Source organism: Pseudomonas sp. CAU 1711, assembly GCF_039888625.1.
Taxonomy (GTDB): Bacteria; Pseudomonadota; Gammaproteobacteria; order Pseudomonadales; family Pseudomonadaceae; genus Aquipseudomonas.
In genome coordinates this window covers 403081-416811 of record NZ_JBDQQT010000001.1, presented here as the reverse complement: position 1 = coordinate 416811, position 13731 = coordinate 403081, and the positions used below count along the sequence as shown (strand labels likewise).

Sequence of the window (13731 nt, the reverse complement as noted above, 5' to 3'; positions counted from 1 at the left end):
GGCCGTGACCTGGCACATCCTCGGCGCCGGCAGCCTGGGCGGTCTGTGGGCGACGCGCCTGGCCCGCGCCGGCCTGCCGGTGCGGCTGATCCTGCGCGACCGCTCCGCCCTCGCCCGCTACCAGGCCGCCGGCGGCCTGACCCTGGTCGAGGACGGCGTCGCCAGCCTGCACGCCATCGCCGCGGAAACCGCGCAGGGCGAGGCGCCGATCCAGCGCCTGCTGCTGGCCTGCAAGGCCTATGACGCCGAGGCGGCCGTCGCCGAGCTGGCCCCGCGCCTACGCCCCGACGCCGAGCTGATCCTGCTGCAGAACGGCCTGGGCAGCCAGCAGGCGGTGGCCGCCAGCCTGCCGCGGGCACGCTGCATCTTCGCCTCGAGCACCGAGGGCGCCTTTCGCGAAAGCGACTTCCGTGTGGTGTATGCCGGCCGCGGCCATACCTGGCTGGGCCAGGAGGGCGTCACACCGCCGCCGCAGTGGCTGGCCGAGCTGCAGGCCGCCGGCATTCCCCACCAGTGGACAGCCGCCATTCTCGGCCGGCTCTGGCGCAAGCTGGCGCTGAACTGCGCGATCAACCCGCTGACCGTGCTGCACGACTGCCGCAACGGCGGCCTGCGCGACTGGCCACAGGAGGTCGCCGGGCTCTGCGAGGAACTGGCCCTGCTGCTGCGCGCGGCCGGCCAGGCCGAGGCCGCCGACGACCTGCACCAGGAGGTGCTGCGGGTGATAGAAGGCACCGCCGCCAACTACTCCTCCATGCACCAGGACGTGGCCCACGGCCGGCGCACCGAGATCGCCTACCTGCTCGGCCACGCCTGCCGCGAGGCGCAGGCCCTGGGCCTGGAGCTAGCGCAACTGCAGGCCCTGCACCTGCGCCTGCGCCTGTACCTGGCCGCGCGCGGATTGCCCGAGACCTGAGCCGGGCGTACCCTGGCCGCTCGCCCCGGACTGGAAACCGCGCCTTGACCACCCTGCGCCAGCGCCTCGACAACCTGCCGGTCGGCCGCAAACTGCTCGCCGCCCTGCTGGTGCTGCTGGCCACCGTGCTGCTGGTGGCCAACCTGGCCTTCATCAGCGCCGCCTACTGGATCTCCCAGCAGAGCGTGGCCCCCCAGGCCCTGCACACCCTCGGCCGGCTGATCGCCAGCCCGGAGCTGAGCGGTCCGGCCCTGGCCTCGCCGAGTGCCGCCCGCGAGCTGCTGGCACGCCTCGATCCCTATTCACCGCTGCGCGCCGCCGCGCTCTACGACAGCAGCGGCAAGCGCCTGGCCGAGCTGCAGCTGGGCGCTCCGCTGCGACTGCCGGCGCACAGCGACGAACTGGAGCTCTGGCGCAAGGGCGAATTCCGCACCACCCTAGTGATCGACCTGCCGCATGCCGGCGTGCGCCCCGGCCAGCTGCTGCTGGTGGCCTCCAGCGAGCTGCCGGGCGCCTTCTACACCGGCACCGTCACCGCCAGCGCGGCGATCCTGGCCTTCAGCGTGCTGCTCTGGGCGCTGATCGCGCGGCAGATCCGCCGCCTGATCACCCGGCCGATCCGCAAGCTGGAAGAGCTGTCGCGCCAGGTCACCCGCGAGGAGAACTACTCGCTACGCGCCGCGCGTGGCAACCGCGACGAGATCGGCAGCCTGGCCGATGCCTTCAACACCATGCTCGGCCGCATGGAGGCGCGCGAGCAGCAGCTCAAGCGAGCCCGCGACGACGCCGAAAGCGCTTTCGCCCAGGCCCAGAGCCTGGCCGAGGAGACTCGCCACTCCAACCGCAAGCTGGAGCTGGAGGTGCAGGTGCGCAGCAAGATCGAGAAGAAGCTCACCGGCTTCCAGAACTACCTGAACAGCATCATCGACTCCATGCCCTCGGCGCTGATCGCCCTCGACGACCAGCTCTACGTCACCCAGTGGAACCAGGAGGCCAGCGCCCTCTCCGGCACGCCGCTGGACGAGGCGCTGAACCAGCCACTGTTCCTCGCCTTCCCCTCGCTCAAGCCGTTCCTACCGCAGCTCAAGCACACGGCGGAGAAGCACAAGGTACAGAAGGTCGAGCGGGTCACCTGGCGCAGGGGCGAGGACATCCGCCACTACGCCCTGACCTTCTATCCGCTGATGGGCGTCGGCGGCCGTGGCGCGGTGATCCGCATCGACGACATCACCCAGCGCCTGTCGCTGGAGGAGATGATGGTGCAGTCGGAGAAGATGCTCTCGGTCGGCGGCCTGGCCGCCGGCATGGCCCACGAGATCAACAACCCGCTGGGCGCCATCCTGCACAACGTGCAGAACATCCGCCGGCGCCTGTCGCCGGAACTGGTGAAGAACCAGGAGCAGGCGGTGGAGGTGGGCATCGCTCTGGACGATGTCACCGCCTATCTGCAGGCCCGCGAGATTCCCCAGCTGCTCGACGGCATCGCCCAGGCCGGCTCGCGGGCGGCCAAGATCGTCAGCCACATGCTCGCCTTCAGCCGCCGCAGCAACCGCCAGCTGAGCCCCTGCCGGCTACCGCAACTGATCGACCAGGCCGTGGAGATCGCCGGCAACGACTTCGACCTGACCGAGAGCTTCGACTTCAAGGGCCTGGCCATCGAGCGCGACTTCGACCCGCGACTGGGCCAGGTGCCAGCCATCGCCAACGAGCTGGAACAGGTGCTGCTCAACCTGCTGAAGAACGCCGCCCAGGCCATCCATCAGCGCGACGACGAGGACGAGCCCGGGCGCATCCTCCTGCGCACCCGCCTCAGCCCGCCCTGGGCGGAGATCCAGGTGGAGGACAACGGCATCGGCATGCCCGAGGCGGTGCGCAAGCGCATCTTCGAGCCCTTCTTCACCACCAAGGAGGTGGGCCAGGGCACCGGCCTGGGCCTGTCCGTGTCTTACTTCATCGTCACCAACAACCACAAGGGCCAGCTGGAAGTGCAATCCACCCAGGGCAAGGGCACCTGCTTCACCCTGCGCCTGCCCCTGGCCAACCCAAGCGAAGGCAGCAACGAACCATGGGCAACCGACTGAGCAAGATCTACACCAGGACCGGCGACAAGGGCGAGACCGGCCTGGCCGACGGCCGCCGGGTGGCCAAGGACCACCCGCGGGTGGAGGCCATGGGCGAACTGGACAGCCTCAACAGCCAGCTCGGCCTGCTGCTGGCCGAGCTGGCCCTCGAAGCGCCGAAGAGCCCGGGCCTGAGCGAGATCATCGAGGTTCTGGCGCCCTGCCAGCACCGCCTGTTCGACCTTGGCGGCGAACTGGCGATGCCGGACTACCAGGCCCTGCAGAAGCACGAAGTGCAGCGCCTGGAGGCGGCCATCGACCTATGGAACGAGGAACTGGGGCCGCTGCAGAACTTTATCCTCCCCGGTGGTTCCCGCTTGATCGCCCAGGCCCATGTCTGCCGCAGCCTGGCGCGCACCGCCGAGCGCCGCTGCCAGCAGCTCAACGCGGTGGAGCCGCTGCGCCCGGTGGGCATGGCCTACGTCAATCGCCTGTCCGACCTGCTGTTCGTCGCCGCGCGCCTGATCGCCCGCCGCACACAGGTCGGCGAGGTGCTCTGGCAGGCGGTGGCCAAGCCATAAGCTGCAAGCTGCAAGCTGCAAGCTGCAAGCTGCAAGCTGCAAGCATGATCAGATTGCCAGTGCGTGGCTCAGTCCTGTCGAGCTTTCCTTGAAGCTTGTCGCTTGCAGCTAGCGCGCTGTCTTCACGGCCAGAAGGCGCGGATGCCGGCCACGCCCTGGGCACCGATCTGCCAGGCGCGCTCGCGGTCGTCCGGGCCGACGCCGCCGAGCAGGAAGGCCGGAATATTGCTGCCGCGCAGCAGTTCGGCGGCCCGCTCCCAGCCCAGCGGTGTGGCCTCGGGATGGCTCTGGGTGGGCTGCAGCGGCGACAGCGTCACGAAATCCACGCCCATGCGCGCGGCCAGGGCCAATTCCTCGGCGCTGTGGCAGGAGGCGGCCAGCCAGCGCTGGCCGGGGAAGGGGCGGCCGTGGGGGGCGTACTTGCGCAGCTGCTCGGCGGTCAGGTGCCAGCCGGCGGCGGGGAAATCGCCCAGCCACTCCAGCGGGCCCTTGAGCATCAGCTGCGCCTTGCCGGCGCACAGGCCCTGGATATCCACCGCCAGGTCGCGGTACTGCGGGTCGAACATGTTCGGCGCGCGCAGCTGGATCAGCCGCGTGCCGCCGGCCAGGGCGGTGCGCACGCCGCGCAGCAGCTCGGCCGGCGCCAGGTCGTCCGGCGTGATCAGGTAGCTGTCGGGCAGGCGCGCCGCCGCCACTATCGGCTGATTGGCGGCGGGAAACTCGTAATCGAGCAGTTCCTGCGCGCCGGCCCAGGCCAGCGGCTGGCCCTCGGCGCCGTGCGGCTCGCCGGCGAAGGCGCCGACCTCCCAGACATCCAGCAGCACCTGCTTGTCCGGGTAGTCGTGATGCACCTGGATCAGCGGCCGCGCCGCCTCGACGCGGATGCCCAATTCCTCGTTCAACTCGCGAGCCAGGGCATCGCGCACCTGCTCGCCGGCTTCCACCTTGCCGCCGGGGAACTCCCACAGCCCGCCCTGATGCCGGTCCGCGGCACGCTTGGCGATCAGCACGCGGCCATCGGCGCCGCGAATCACCGCGGCCGCCACATGCACACGCTTCATCCAAGGACCTCCGTTTCCTGCAGGCCGGCCTGGTACCAGCGCTGGAAGGCCGGCCAGCGATAGATGGTCTCGACATAGGCGGCGGCCTCCGCCGGCAGGGCGACCCGATAGCTGCGCAGACGCGCCGCCACCGGCGCGAAGAAGGCATCGGCGATGCTGGCGTGGCCGAACAGGAAGTCGCCGTCCTGAGCGAAGCGCTCGCGGCACTCCTGCCACAGGGCGCAGATGCGCGCGATATCCGCCTCGACCTCGGCCGGCACCCGCGCCAGGGCCTGGTCGCGGCGCAGGTCCATCGGCATGTGGCTGCGCAGGGCGACGAAGCCGCTGTGCATCTCGGCGCAGACGCTGCGCGCCAAGGCGCGGGCGGCCTGGCCACGCGGCCACAGATGGGCCTCGGGGAAGCGCTCGGCCAGGTATTCGGCGATGGCCAGCGAATCCCAGATCACCCCATCCTCACACTTCAGCACCGGCACCTTGCCGCTCGGCGAGTGCTGCAACAGACGCTGCCGACTCTCCGGGCCATAGAGCGAAACCAGGACTTCCTCATAGGGAACCCCGGCCAGCTCCAGCGCCAGCCAGCCGCGCAACGACCAGGACGAGTAGTTCTTGTTGCCGATTACCAGGATCAAGGACATGGGGGCTCTCCAGAGCGAGTGGGTGATCCGACCTTAAGAGCGCCACCCGCCAATAGCAAATTCCCGGTATTCATAGGCCCATGAATACCGGGAATCCAGGTACGACTCGGAGCGCTGCGCGGCTCAGGTGCGGTATTCCGCGTTGATCTTCACGTACTCGTGGGACAGGTCGGTGGTCCAGATGGTTTCGCGGCAATCGCCACGGCCCAGCTCGATGCGGATGCCGATCTCCTCGCGGGCCATCACCGCCGCGCCCTGGTCCTCGGTATAGGTCGCGGCGCGGCAACCCTGGCTGGCGATGCACACCTCACCCTGACGCGAATCGCCGAGAAACACGTCGATCAGGCTCACATCCAGGTCCGGCACGCCGGCATAGCCGACGGCGGCGAGGATGCGCCCCCAGTTGGGGTCGGAGGCGAACAGCGCGGTCTTGATCAGCGGCGAGTGGGCCACGGCGTAGGCCACGTCCAGGCACTCCTGGTGGTTGCCGCCGCCGTTGACCTGGACGGTGACGAACTTGGTCGCGCCCTCGCCGTCGCGGACGATGGCCTGGGCCACTTCCATGAACACTTCCAGCACCGCCTGCTTGAGCTTGGCGAACAGCTCGCCGTCGGCGGAGGTGATTTCCGGCAGGGCCGCCTGACCGGTGGCGATCAGCATGCAGCAGTCGTTGGTCGAGGTGTCGCCGTCGATGGTGATGCGGTTGAACGACTTGTTGGCGGCGTCGCGCACCAGGGCATGCAGCACATCGCGCGCCACCTTGGCATCGGTGGCGATGTAGCCGAGCATGGTCGCCATGTTCGGGCGAATCATGCCGGCGCCCTTGCTGATACCGGTGACGGTCACGGTCACACCGTCGTGCTGGAACTGACGGCTGGCGCCCTTGGGCAGGGTGTCGGTGGTCATGATGCCGGTGGCGGCCTCGGCCCAGTGATCCTCGTGCAGATCGTCCAGGGCGGCCTGCAGCGCGCCCTCGATCTTGGCCACCGGCAGCGGTTCGCCGATCACCCCGGTGGAGAACGGCAGCACCGCGCTCTCGGCCACGCCGGTCAGCGCGGCCAGGGCGGCGCAGGTGCGACGGGCATTGGCCAGGCCATCCGGGCCGGTGCCGGCGTTGGCGTTGCCGGTGTTGGTCAGCAGGTAGCGCACCTCGCCGTCCATGCGCTCGCGGGTGACCAGCACGGGGGCCGCGCAGAAGGCGTTGGTGGTGGTCACGCCGGCCACCCGCGAGCCCTCGGCGCAGCGCATCACCACCACGTCCTTGCGCCCCGGGCGCTTGATGCCGGCTGAGGCGATGCCGAGTTGGAAACCGGGAACCGGGTGCAGCTTGGGCAGGGGACCGAGACCGACGGCCATGGGGGAACGCTCCTTGATAGGCGGATTGGAAAAACGCCGCGAGCGGCAGAGCCGGTCGCGGCGTTGTCTATATAGCAGGCCGTGAGCCGATCAGCTCACCTGGCCATGGCAATGCTTGTACTTCTTGCCGGAGCCGCAGGGGCAGGGCTCGTTGCGGCCGATCTTCTGCTCGCTGCGCACCGGGGTGGCCACCGCCAGCTCCCCTTCTTCGCCCTGTTCCGCGGAGGCAACAGGCATGGCCGAGGCCTCGGCGTGCTGGAACTGCATGCGGCTGGCCAGGGCCTCGGCCTCGCGACGCAGACGCGCCTCCTCCTCGGCCGGGTCCTCGCGACGCACCTGCACATGCGACAGCACGCGGATGGTGTCGCGCCTGATCGAGTCGAGCAGGTCCTGGAACAGGGCGAAGGACTCGCGCTTGTATTCCTGCTTGGGGTTCTTCTGTGCGTAGCCGCGCAGGTGGATGCCGTGGCGCAGATGGTCCATGGTGGCCAGGTGCTCCTTCCACAGGTCGTCCAGCACGCGCAGCAGCATCTGCTTCTCGAAGGTGCGCAGCGCCTCGGCGCCGGCCAGCTCTTCCTTCTCGTTGTAGGCGGCGACCAGCTCGGCGAGGATCCGCTCGCGCAGGGTCTCCTCATACAGCTTGTCGTCCTCGTCCAGCCACTGCTGCAGCGGCAGCTTGATGCCGAAGTCGCTGTGCAGCGCGGCCTCCAGGCCGGCGATGTCCCACTGCTCGGGCAGCGACTGCGGCGGCAGATGGCTGTCGATGGTGGCGCCCAGCACTTCCTGGCGGAACTCGGCGATGGTCTCGCCGATGTTGTCGGCGGCCAGCAGGCTGTTGCGCATGTGGTAGATCACCTTGCGCTGCTCGTTGGCCACGTCGTCGTATTCCAGCAGCTGCTTGCGCATGTCGAAGTTGCGCCCCTCGACCTTGCGCTGCGCCTTCTCGATGGCGTTGGTCACCATGCGGTGCTCGATGGCCTCGCCGGACTGCATGCCCAGGGCCTTCATGAAGTTCTTCACCCGGTCGGAGGCGAAGATGCGCATCAGGTTGTCTTCCAGCGACAGGTAGAAGCGGCTGGAGCCGGGGTCGCCCTGGCGACCGGCACGGCCGCGCAGCTGGTTGTCGATGCGCCGCGACTCGTGGCGTTCGGAGGCGATCACGTGCAGGCCGCCGGCCTCGATCACCTGCTGGTGGCGCTTCTGCCAGTCGGCCTTGATCTGCGCGATCTGCTCCTCGCTCGGCGCTTCCAGGGTGGCCACTTCGGCCTCCCAGTTGCCGCCCAGAAGGATGTCGGTACCACGACCGGCCATATTGGTGGCCAACGTGACCGCTCCGGGGCGACCGGCCTGGGCGATGATCTCGGCCTCCTTCTCGTGGTACTTGGCGTTGAGCACCTTGTGCTCGATGCCGGCCGCCTCGAGCAGCTTGGAGACGTATTCGGAGGTCTCGATCGAGGCGGTGCCGACCAGGATCGGCCGGCCCTGGGCCTGGCTTTCCTTGATGTCGGCGATGATCGCCTGGTATTTCTCTTCCTGAGTCAGGTAGACCAGGTCGTTGTAGTCCTTGCGCGCGACCGGCCGGTGGGTCGGAATCACCACCACGTCGAGGCCGTAGATCTGGCGGAACTCGAAGGCCTCGGTGTCGGCGGTGCCGGTCATGCCGGAGAGCTTCTTGTACAGGCGGAAGTAGTTCTGGAAGGTGGTCGAGGCCAGGGTCTGACTCTCGGCCTGGATGTTCACCCCTTCCTTGGCCTCGATGGCCTGATGCAGGCCTTCGGACAGGCGACGGCCGGGCATGGTGCGGCCGGTGTGCTCGTCGATCAGGATGACCTGGCCGTTCTGCACTATGTATTCGACGTTGCGATGGAACAGCTTGTGCGCGCGCAGGCCGGCGTAAACGTGGGTCAGCAGGCTGAGGTTGTGCGCGGAGTACAGGCTCTCGCCCTCGGCCAGCAGGCCGGCGGCGGTGAGCATTTCCTCGACGTACTGGTGGCCGGCCTCGTTGAGCTCGACCTGGCGGCTCTTCTCGTCGACCTTGTAGTGGCCCTCCTGGGTGACCACGCCCTCCTCTTCCTCGATATGCTGCTTGAGGCGCGGAATCAGCTGGTTGATCTGCATGTACAGCTTGGAGCTGTCCTCGGCCTGGCCGGAGATGATCAGCGGGGTACGCGCCTCGTCGATGAGGATGGAGTCCACTTCGTCGACCACGGCGAAGTTCAGCTCGCGCTGGAACTTGTCTTCCAGGCTGAAGGCCATGTTGTCGCGCAGGTAATCGAAACCGAACTCGTTGTTGGTGCCGTAGGTGATGTCGCAGGCGTAGGCGGCACGCTTCTCTTCCGGCGCCTGGAAGGGGGTGACCACGCCGACCGTCAGGCCGAGGAACTCATAGAGGGGACGCATCCAGTTGGCGTCGCGACGGGCCAGGTAGTCGTTCACCGTAACCACGTGCACGCCCTTGCCGGACAGCGCGTTGAGATACACCGCCAGGGTGCCCACCAGGGTCTTGCCCTCGCCGGTACGCATTTCGGCGATCTTGCCCTCGTGCAGGGTCATGCCGCCGATCAGCTGCACGTCGAAGTGGCGCATGCCCATCACCCGCTTGCCGGCCTCGCGGGCCACGGCGAAGGCTTCCGGGAGTATCTGGTCGAGGCTCTCGCCCTTGCCCAGGCGCGCCTTGAACTCCTCGGTCTTGGCCTTCAGCTGCTCGTCGGACAGCCCCAGCATCTGCTCTTCGAGGGCGTTGATCGCGGCCACTGTCTTGAGCATGCGTTTGACTTCACGCTCGTTCTTGCTTCCAAAGAGTTTCTTCAACAGTGGCGCAAACATATCGACGGATTCTTCCACGCAAGGGGATGGAGGGCGCCCCGAGAGGACTGCCCGGCGACCTGCTCGGCCGCATGCAAAGGGGGCATTCTACTCGGAAAAGTCGGCGAGAAAAGGGCGAACGCCCACGAGCCGGCCGGATATGCCAAGCGTGCCCTCCCACCTATATGGGGACGGCCACCGACAGCTGCAAGGGCCTTTGCTAAGATGGGCACACCAGCCCACGAAACTTTCGCCATGAGCCTGCGCCCGCCCGCCGCCAAGTCCCCTACCGCCCTGCTGCGCGAACACAAGCCGCTGCAGGCGCTGTTCAGCGCCGCCCAGCGCCTGGACAGGCTGCAGACCTTGGTGCAGGCACAACTGGAGCCGGCCGCGCGCGAGCACTGTCAGGTGGCCAGCTGGCACGACGGCTGCCTGCTCCTGCTGACCAGCAACGGCCACTGGGCCACCCGCCTGCACTACCAGCAGCGCCGCCTGCAGCGCGCCCTGCTGGCATTGCCGGAGTTCGCCGGGCTGCAGAAGATCCAGGTCAAGGTGCGCCCGCCGAGCCCCCAGGTGGCCTACCAGGCGAACCGGGTCGAGCTGTCGGGGGCCGCCGCCGAGAGCCTCCACAGCGCCGCCGAAGGGATCGCCGACCCCAGGCTGCGCGCCGCCCTGGAGCGCCTGGCGCGCAATGCCAGGCGCGACTGAGCACTGCCGCGCCCGCAAAAGCGCAGCAGAAAAAAACAGGCCACCCGAAGGTGGCCTGAATACAACAGAAGGGAGGGGGTATTGCTTACACGGCCGCGACCGGGCGCATATAGGAGATCGGTGCGGTGCTGGCGTCGTCGAAGATCACCACTTCCCAGGCATCGGTCTGCTCGATCAGGGTGCGCAGCAGGCGGTTGTTCAGCGCGTGGCCGGACTTGTAGCCCTTGAACTCGCCGATCAGGCTGTTGCCCAGCAGGTAGAGGTCGCCAATGGCATCGAGGATCTTGTGCTTGACGAACTCGTCCTCGTAACGCAGGCCGTCTTCGTTGAGCACGCGGAACTCGTCCACCACGATGGCATTGTCCACGCTGCCGCCGAGCGCCAGGTTCTGCGAACGCAGGAACTCGATGTCGCGCATGAAGCCGAAGGTGCGCGCGCGACTGACTTCCTTGACGAAGGAGGTGCTGGAGAAATCGACGCTGGCGGTCTGGGTACGACCGCGGAACACCGGGTGATCGAAGTCGATCTCGAAGCTCACCTTGAAGCCGTCGAAGGGCAGGAAGGTGGCGCGCTTGTCGCCCTCCTCCACCGTCACTTCGCGCAGCACGCGGATGAACTTCTTCGGCGCTTCCTGCTCTTCCAGGCCCGCCGATTGAATCAGGAATACAAAGGGACCGGCGCTGCCGTCCATGATCGGCACTTCGGATGCCGAGAGCTCGACGTAGGCGTTGTCGATGCCCAGGCCTGCCATGGCCGAAAGCAGGTGCTCGACGGTATCCACCTTGACCTCACCATTGACCAGGGTGGTCGACATGGTGGTCTCACCGACATTCTCCGCTCGGGCGGGGATTTCCACGACCGGGTCCAGATCGGTGCGACGGAACACGATACCGGTATCCACCGGGGCCGGCTTGAGGGTCAGGTAAACCTTCTCCCCAGAATGCAGGCCAACACCGGTGGCACGGATGATGTTCTTCAGGGTGCGTTGTCTGATCATGGTTTTGGCTGCTTGCACGCGTGTTGCGAACTGTTTTCAACAATGGGCGGCGATGATAGCAGAACCGCCCTTTGCTGAACACCAATCACCGATATACTCCTGATAGACAACATCAATCAGCCTGACGCCGCAGGAAGGCCGGGATATCCAGATAGTCCAGGTCATCCTGCGTGTTCAGCTTGGCCGCGGCGGCACTGCCGGCGAGGCTCTGGCGCTGAACGGTCGGGCGCTCGTAGTCCTTGTAGTTGACGCTCGACTGCTCGGCGGCACGCGGTGCCGCGCTGGCGCTGGCGGCCGGGGTGGCCACGGTGGCGGTCGCGATGGTGTTGTCGATCACCTTGACCGGCTTCTCGATGCGCGCGCCCAGGCCGGTGGCGACCACGGTCACGTGCAGCTCGTCGCGCATGTCCGGATCGATCACCGCGCCGACCTTGACGGTGGCGTGCTCGGAGGCGAAGGCCTCGATGATCTCGCCCACCGCGGCGTATTCGCCGAGAGACAGATCCAGACCGGCGGTGATGTTGACCAGGATGCCGCGCGCGCCCTGCAGGTTGACGTCTTCCAGCAGCGGGTTGCGGATCGCCGCCTCGGTGGCCTCGCGTGCACGGTTCGGGCCGCTGGCCGCGCCGGTGCCCATCATGGCCATGCCCATCTCGCCCATCACCGTTTTCACGTCGGCGAAGTCGACGTTCATCAGACCCGGACGCTGCATGATGTCGGAGATGCCGCGCACGGCGCCGGACAGCACGTCGTCGGCCTTGGCGAAGGCGGACAGCAGGCTGGCGTCCTTGCCGAGGATGGTCAGCAGTTTCTCGTTGGGGATGGTGATCAGCGAGTCGACGCACTCGGACAGGGCACGGATGCCCTCGTCGGCGACCTGCATGCGCTTGCGCCCCTCGAAGGGGAACGGACGGGTCACCACCGCGACGGTGAGGATGCCCATTTCCTTGGCCACTTCGGCGATGATCGGCGCCGCACCGGTACCGGTGCCGCCACCCATGCCGGTGGTGATGAAGACCATGTCGGCGCCCTGCAGCACTTCGGCGATGCGGTCGCGATCCTCCATGGCGGCCTGACGGCCGATCTCCGGGTTGGTGCCGGCACCCAGGCCCTTGGTCACGCCCGGGCCGAGTTGCAGCACGCTGCGCGCGCCGACGTTCTTCAGCGCCTGCGCGTCGGTGTTGGCGCAGATGAACTCCACGCCTTCGATGTTGTTCTTGATCATGTGGTTCACGGCATTACCGCCGCCGCCACCCACGCCGATCACCTTGATCACTGCACTTTGTGGTGCGTTATCTACTAGTTCGAACATTTCCCCTCTCCTTCCTTTTTAGTTATCGCCTACAGCTACCGCGTTTCACATCAGAAATTGCCCTGGACCCAGCGTTTCAGCCGCTCCAGTACCGGTGTCTTGGGCTCGTCGCCATACTGAATCCCAGGCGCGTGGAAGCCGTCGGACTGCTTCTGCAGCCCGTACATCAGCAGGCCCACGCCTGTGGAATAAATCGGATTACGCACGACGTCGGTCAGTCCCTTGACGCTGTGGGGTACGCCCAGGCGCACCGGCATGTGGAAGATTTCCTCGGCCAGTTCGACGGCGCCTTCCATCTTGGCGGTACCGCCGGTGAGGACTATCCCGGCCGGGATCATGTCCTCGTAGCCACTGCGCCGCAGTTCGGCCTGAATCAGGGTGAAGAGCTCGTCGTAACGGGGCTCGACAACCTCGGCCAGAGCCTGGCGGGACAGCTCCCGCGGTGGCCGGTCTCCCACGCTGGGGACCTTGATGGTCTCCCCTGCACCGGCCAGTTTGGCGAGGGCGCAAGCATACCGAATCTTGATTTCCTCGGCATACTGGGTCGGGGTGCGTAATGCCATTGCAATATCGTTGGTGACCTGGTCGCCGGCGATCGGAATCACCGCCGTGTGACGTATCGCACCTTCGGTGAAGATGGCGATGTCGGTGGTACCGCCACCGATGTCGACCAGGCACACGCCCAGCTCCTTCTCGTCCTCGGTCAGCACCGAGTAGGCGGAAGCCAGCTGTTCCAGAATGATGTCGTCCACTTCCAGGCCGCAGCGGCGCACGCACTTCTCGACGTTCTGCGCGGCGTTGGTGGCGCAGGTGACCACGTGCACCTTGGCCTCCAGGCGCACGCCGGACATGCCGAGCGGCTCGCGCACGCCCTCCTGATTGTCGATCACATAGTCCTGCGCCAGGGTGTGCAGCACCCGCTGGTCGGCGGGAATGGCCACCGCCTGGGCGGCGTCGAGCACGCGCTCGAGGTCGGCCGGGCTCACCTCGCGGTCGCGGATGGCGACTATGCCGTGGCTGTTCAGGCTGCGGATATGGTTGCCGGCGATGCCGACGAAGGCCGAGTGGATGCGGCAGCCGGCCATCAGCTGCGCCTCCTCGACGGCGCGCTGGATCGACTGCACGGTGGACTCGATATTGACCACCACGCCCTTCTTCAGGCCGCGCGACGGGCTGGTGCCGATGCCGACTATGTCCAGCTCGCCGTCGGCCGTCACCTCGCCCACCAGCGCCACCACCTTGGAGGTGCCGATGTCCAGGCCGACGATCATCTTGCCGCTCTGCACGCTTGCCATGATCT

General features: G+C 67.3%; 11 protein-coding genes. 4 read left to right on the top strand and 7 right to left on the bottom strand.

The genetic code is table 11. The features are described 5' to 3' along the window. Positions 1 to 4: 4 nt before the first annotated feature. From AAFN46_RS01840 to AAFN46_RS01830, 3 genes are read left to right on the top strand one after another with little or no spacing between them, the layout of a single operon-like run. Positions 5 to 916, top strand: coding sequence for a putative 2-dehydropantoate 2-reductase (locus tag AAFN46_RS01840; protein WP_347806972.1), 912 nt, complete (start codon positions 5 to 7; stop codon positions 914 to 916). Positions 917 to 960: 44 nt separating this feature from the next. Then, entirely contained in the window at positions 961 to 2997 is a 2037-nt protein-coding gene (locus AAFN46_RS01835) for an ATP-binding protein (protein ID WP_347806971.1), read from the top strand. Continuing rightward, a complete protein-coding gene (locus tag AAFN46_RS01830; protein WP_347806970.1) occupies positions 2982 to 3557 on the top strand; it encodes a cob(I)yrinic acid a,c-diamide adenosyltransferase in 576 nt (191 codons plus the stop codon). Before AAFN46_RS01835 ends, AAFN46_RS01830 begins: the two co-directional genes overlap by 16 nt. A gap of 122 nt (positions 3558 to 3679) precedes the next feature. On the opposite strand, the gene AAFN46_RS01825 is transcribed toward AAFN46_RS01830, so the two are convergent. The 4 genes from AAFN46_RS01825 to secA form a co-directional block, all read right to left on the bottom strand. Further along, the gene (locus tag AAFN46_RS01825; protein WP_347806969.1) at positions 3680 to 4618 is read right to left on the bottom strand and encodes a Nudix family hydrolase; all 939 of its coding nucleotides are present in this window, start codon (positions 4616 to 4618) and stop codon (positions 3680 to 3682) included. Next, entirely contained in the window at positions 4615 to 5253 is a 639-nt protein-coding gene (locus AAFN46_RS01820; RefSeq protein ID WP_347806968.1) for a glutathione S-transferase family protein, read from the bottom strand. The genes AAFN46_RS01825 and AAFN46_RS01820 overlap by 4 nt, the downstream gene beginning before the upstream one ends. A gap of 123 nt (positions 5254 to 5376) precedes the next feature. After that, positions 5377 to 6609: a bifunctional glutamate N-acetyltransferase/amino-acid acetyltransferase ArgJ gene (gene argJ / locus AAFN46_RS01815; RefSeq protein ID WP_347806967.1), complete on the bottom strand. Its 1233-nt coding sequence runs from the start codon at positions 6607 to 6609 to the stop codon at positions 5377 to 5379. Between the two features lie 90 nt (positions 6610 to 6699). Continuing rightward, positions 6700 to 9435: a preprotein translocase subunit SecA gene (secA, locus tag AAFN46_RS01810; RefSeq protein WP_347806966.1), complete on the bottom strand. Its 2736-nt coding sequence runs from the start codon at positions 9433 to 9435 to the stop codon at positions 6700 to 6702. Between the two features lie 234 nt (positions 9436 to 9669). Between secA and AAFN46_RS01805 the strand changes: the two genes are divergently transcribed. Beyond that, a complete protein-coding gene (locus AAFN46_RS01805) occupies positions 9670 to 10122 on the top strand; it encodes a DciA family protein (protein ID WP_347806965.1) in 453 nt (150 codons plus the stop codon). Between the two features lie 85 nt (positions 10123 to 10207). Here AAFN46_RS01805 and lpxC read toward each other — a convergent pair whose 3' ends face one another. The 3 genes from lpxC to ftsA form a co-directional block, all read right to left on the bottom strand. Then, complete coding sequence (lpxC, locus tag AAFN46_RS01800) at positions 10208 to 11119, bottom strand: UDP-3-O-acyl-N-acetylglucosamine deacetylase (protein ID WP_347806964.1); 912 nt, start codon at positions 11117 to 11119, stop codon at positions 10208 to 10210. Between the two features lie 112 nt (positions 11120 to 11231). Further along, positions 11232 to 12431: a cell division protein FtsZ gene (gene ftsZ / locus AAFN46_RS01795; protein ID WP_347806963.1), complete on the bottom strand. Its 1200-nt coding sequence runs from the start codon at positions 12429 to 12431 to the stop codon at positions 11232 to 11234. 50 nt (positions 12432 to 12481) lie between these two features. Then, positions 12482 to 13726 (bottom strand): cell division protein FtsA, encoded by a 1245-nt coding sequence (gene ftsA, locus AAFN46_RS01790; RefSeq protein WP_347806962.1) that lies wholly within the window; start codon positions 13724 to 13726, stop codon positions 12482 to 12484. Between the last annotated feature and the right edge of the window lie 5 nt (positions 13727 to 13731).

Coding starts and splice junctions, on each gene's coding strand:
- AAFN46_RS01805 (WP_347806965.1), top strand. CDS start 9,670: ATGAGCCTGCGCCCGCCCGCCGCCAAGTCCCCTACCGCCCTGCTGCGC.
- AAFN46_RS01820 (WP_347806968.1), bottom strand. CDS start 5,253: ATGTCCTTGATCCTGGTAATCGGCAACAAGAACTACTCGTCCTGGTCG.
- ftsZ (WP_347806963.1), bottom strand. CDS start 12,431: ATGTTCGAACTAGTAGATAACGCACCACAAAGTGCAGTGATCAAGGTG.
- ftsA (WP_347806962.1), bottom strand. CDS start 13,726: ATGGCAAGCGTGCAGAGCGGCAAGATGATCGTCGGCCTGGACATCGGC.
- AAFN46_RS01830 (WP_347806970.1), top strand. CDS start 2,982: ATGGGCAACCGACTGAGCAAGATCTACACCAGGACCGGCGACAAGGGC.
- AAFN46_RS01825 (WP_347806969.1), bottom strand. CDS start 4,618: ATGAAGCGTGTGCATGTGGCGGCCGCGGTGATTCGCGGCGCCGATGGC.
- secA (WP_347806966.1), bottom strand. CDS start 9,435: ATGTTTGCGCCACTGTTGAAGAAACTCTTTGGAAGCAAGAACGAGCGT.
- lpxC (WP_347806964.1), bottom strand. CDS start 11,119: ATGATCAGACAACGCACCCTGAAGAACATCATCCGTGCCACCGGTGTT.
- argJ (WP_347806967.1), bottom strand. CDS start 6,609: ATGGCCGTCGGTCTCGGTCCCCTGCCCAAGCTGCACCCGGTTCCCGGT.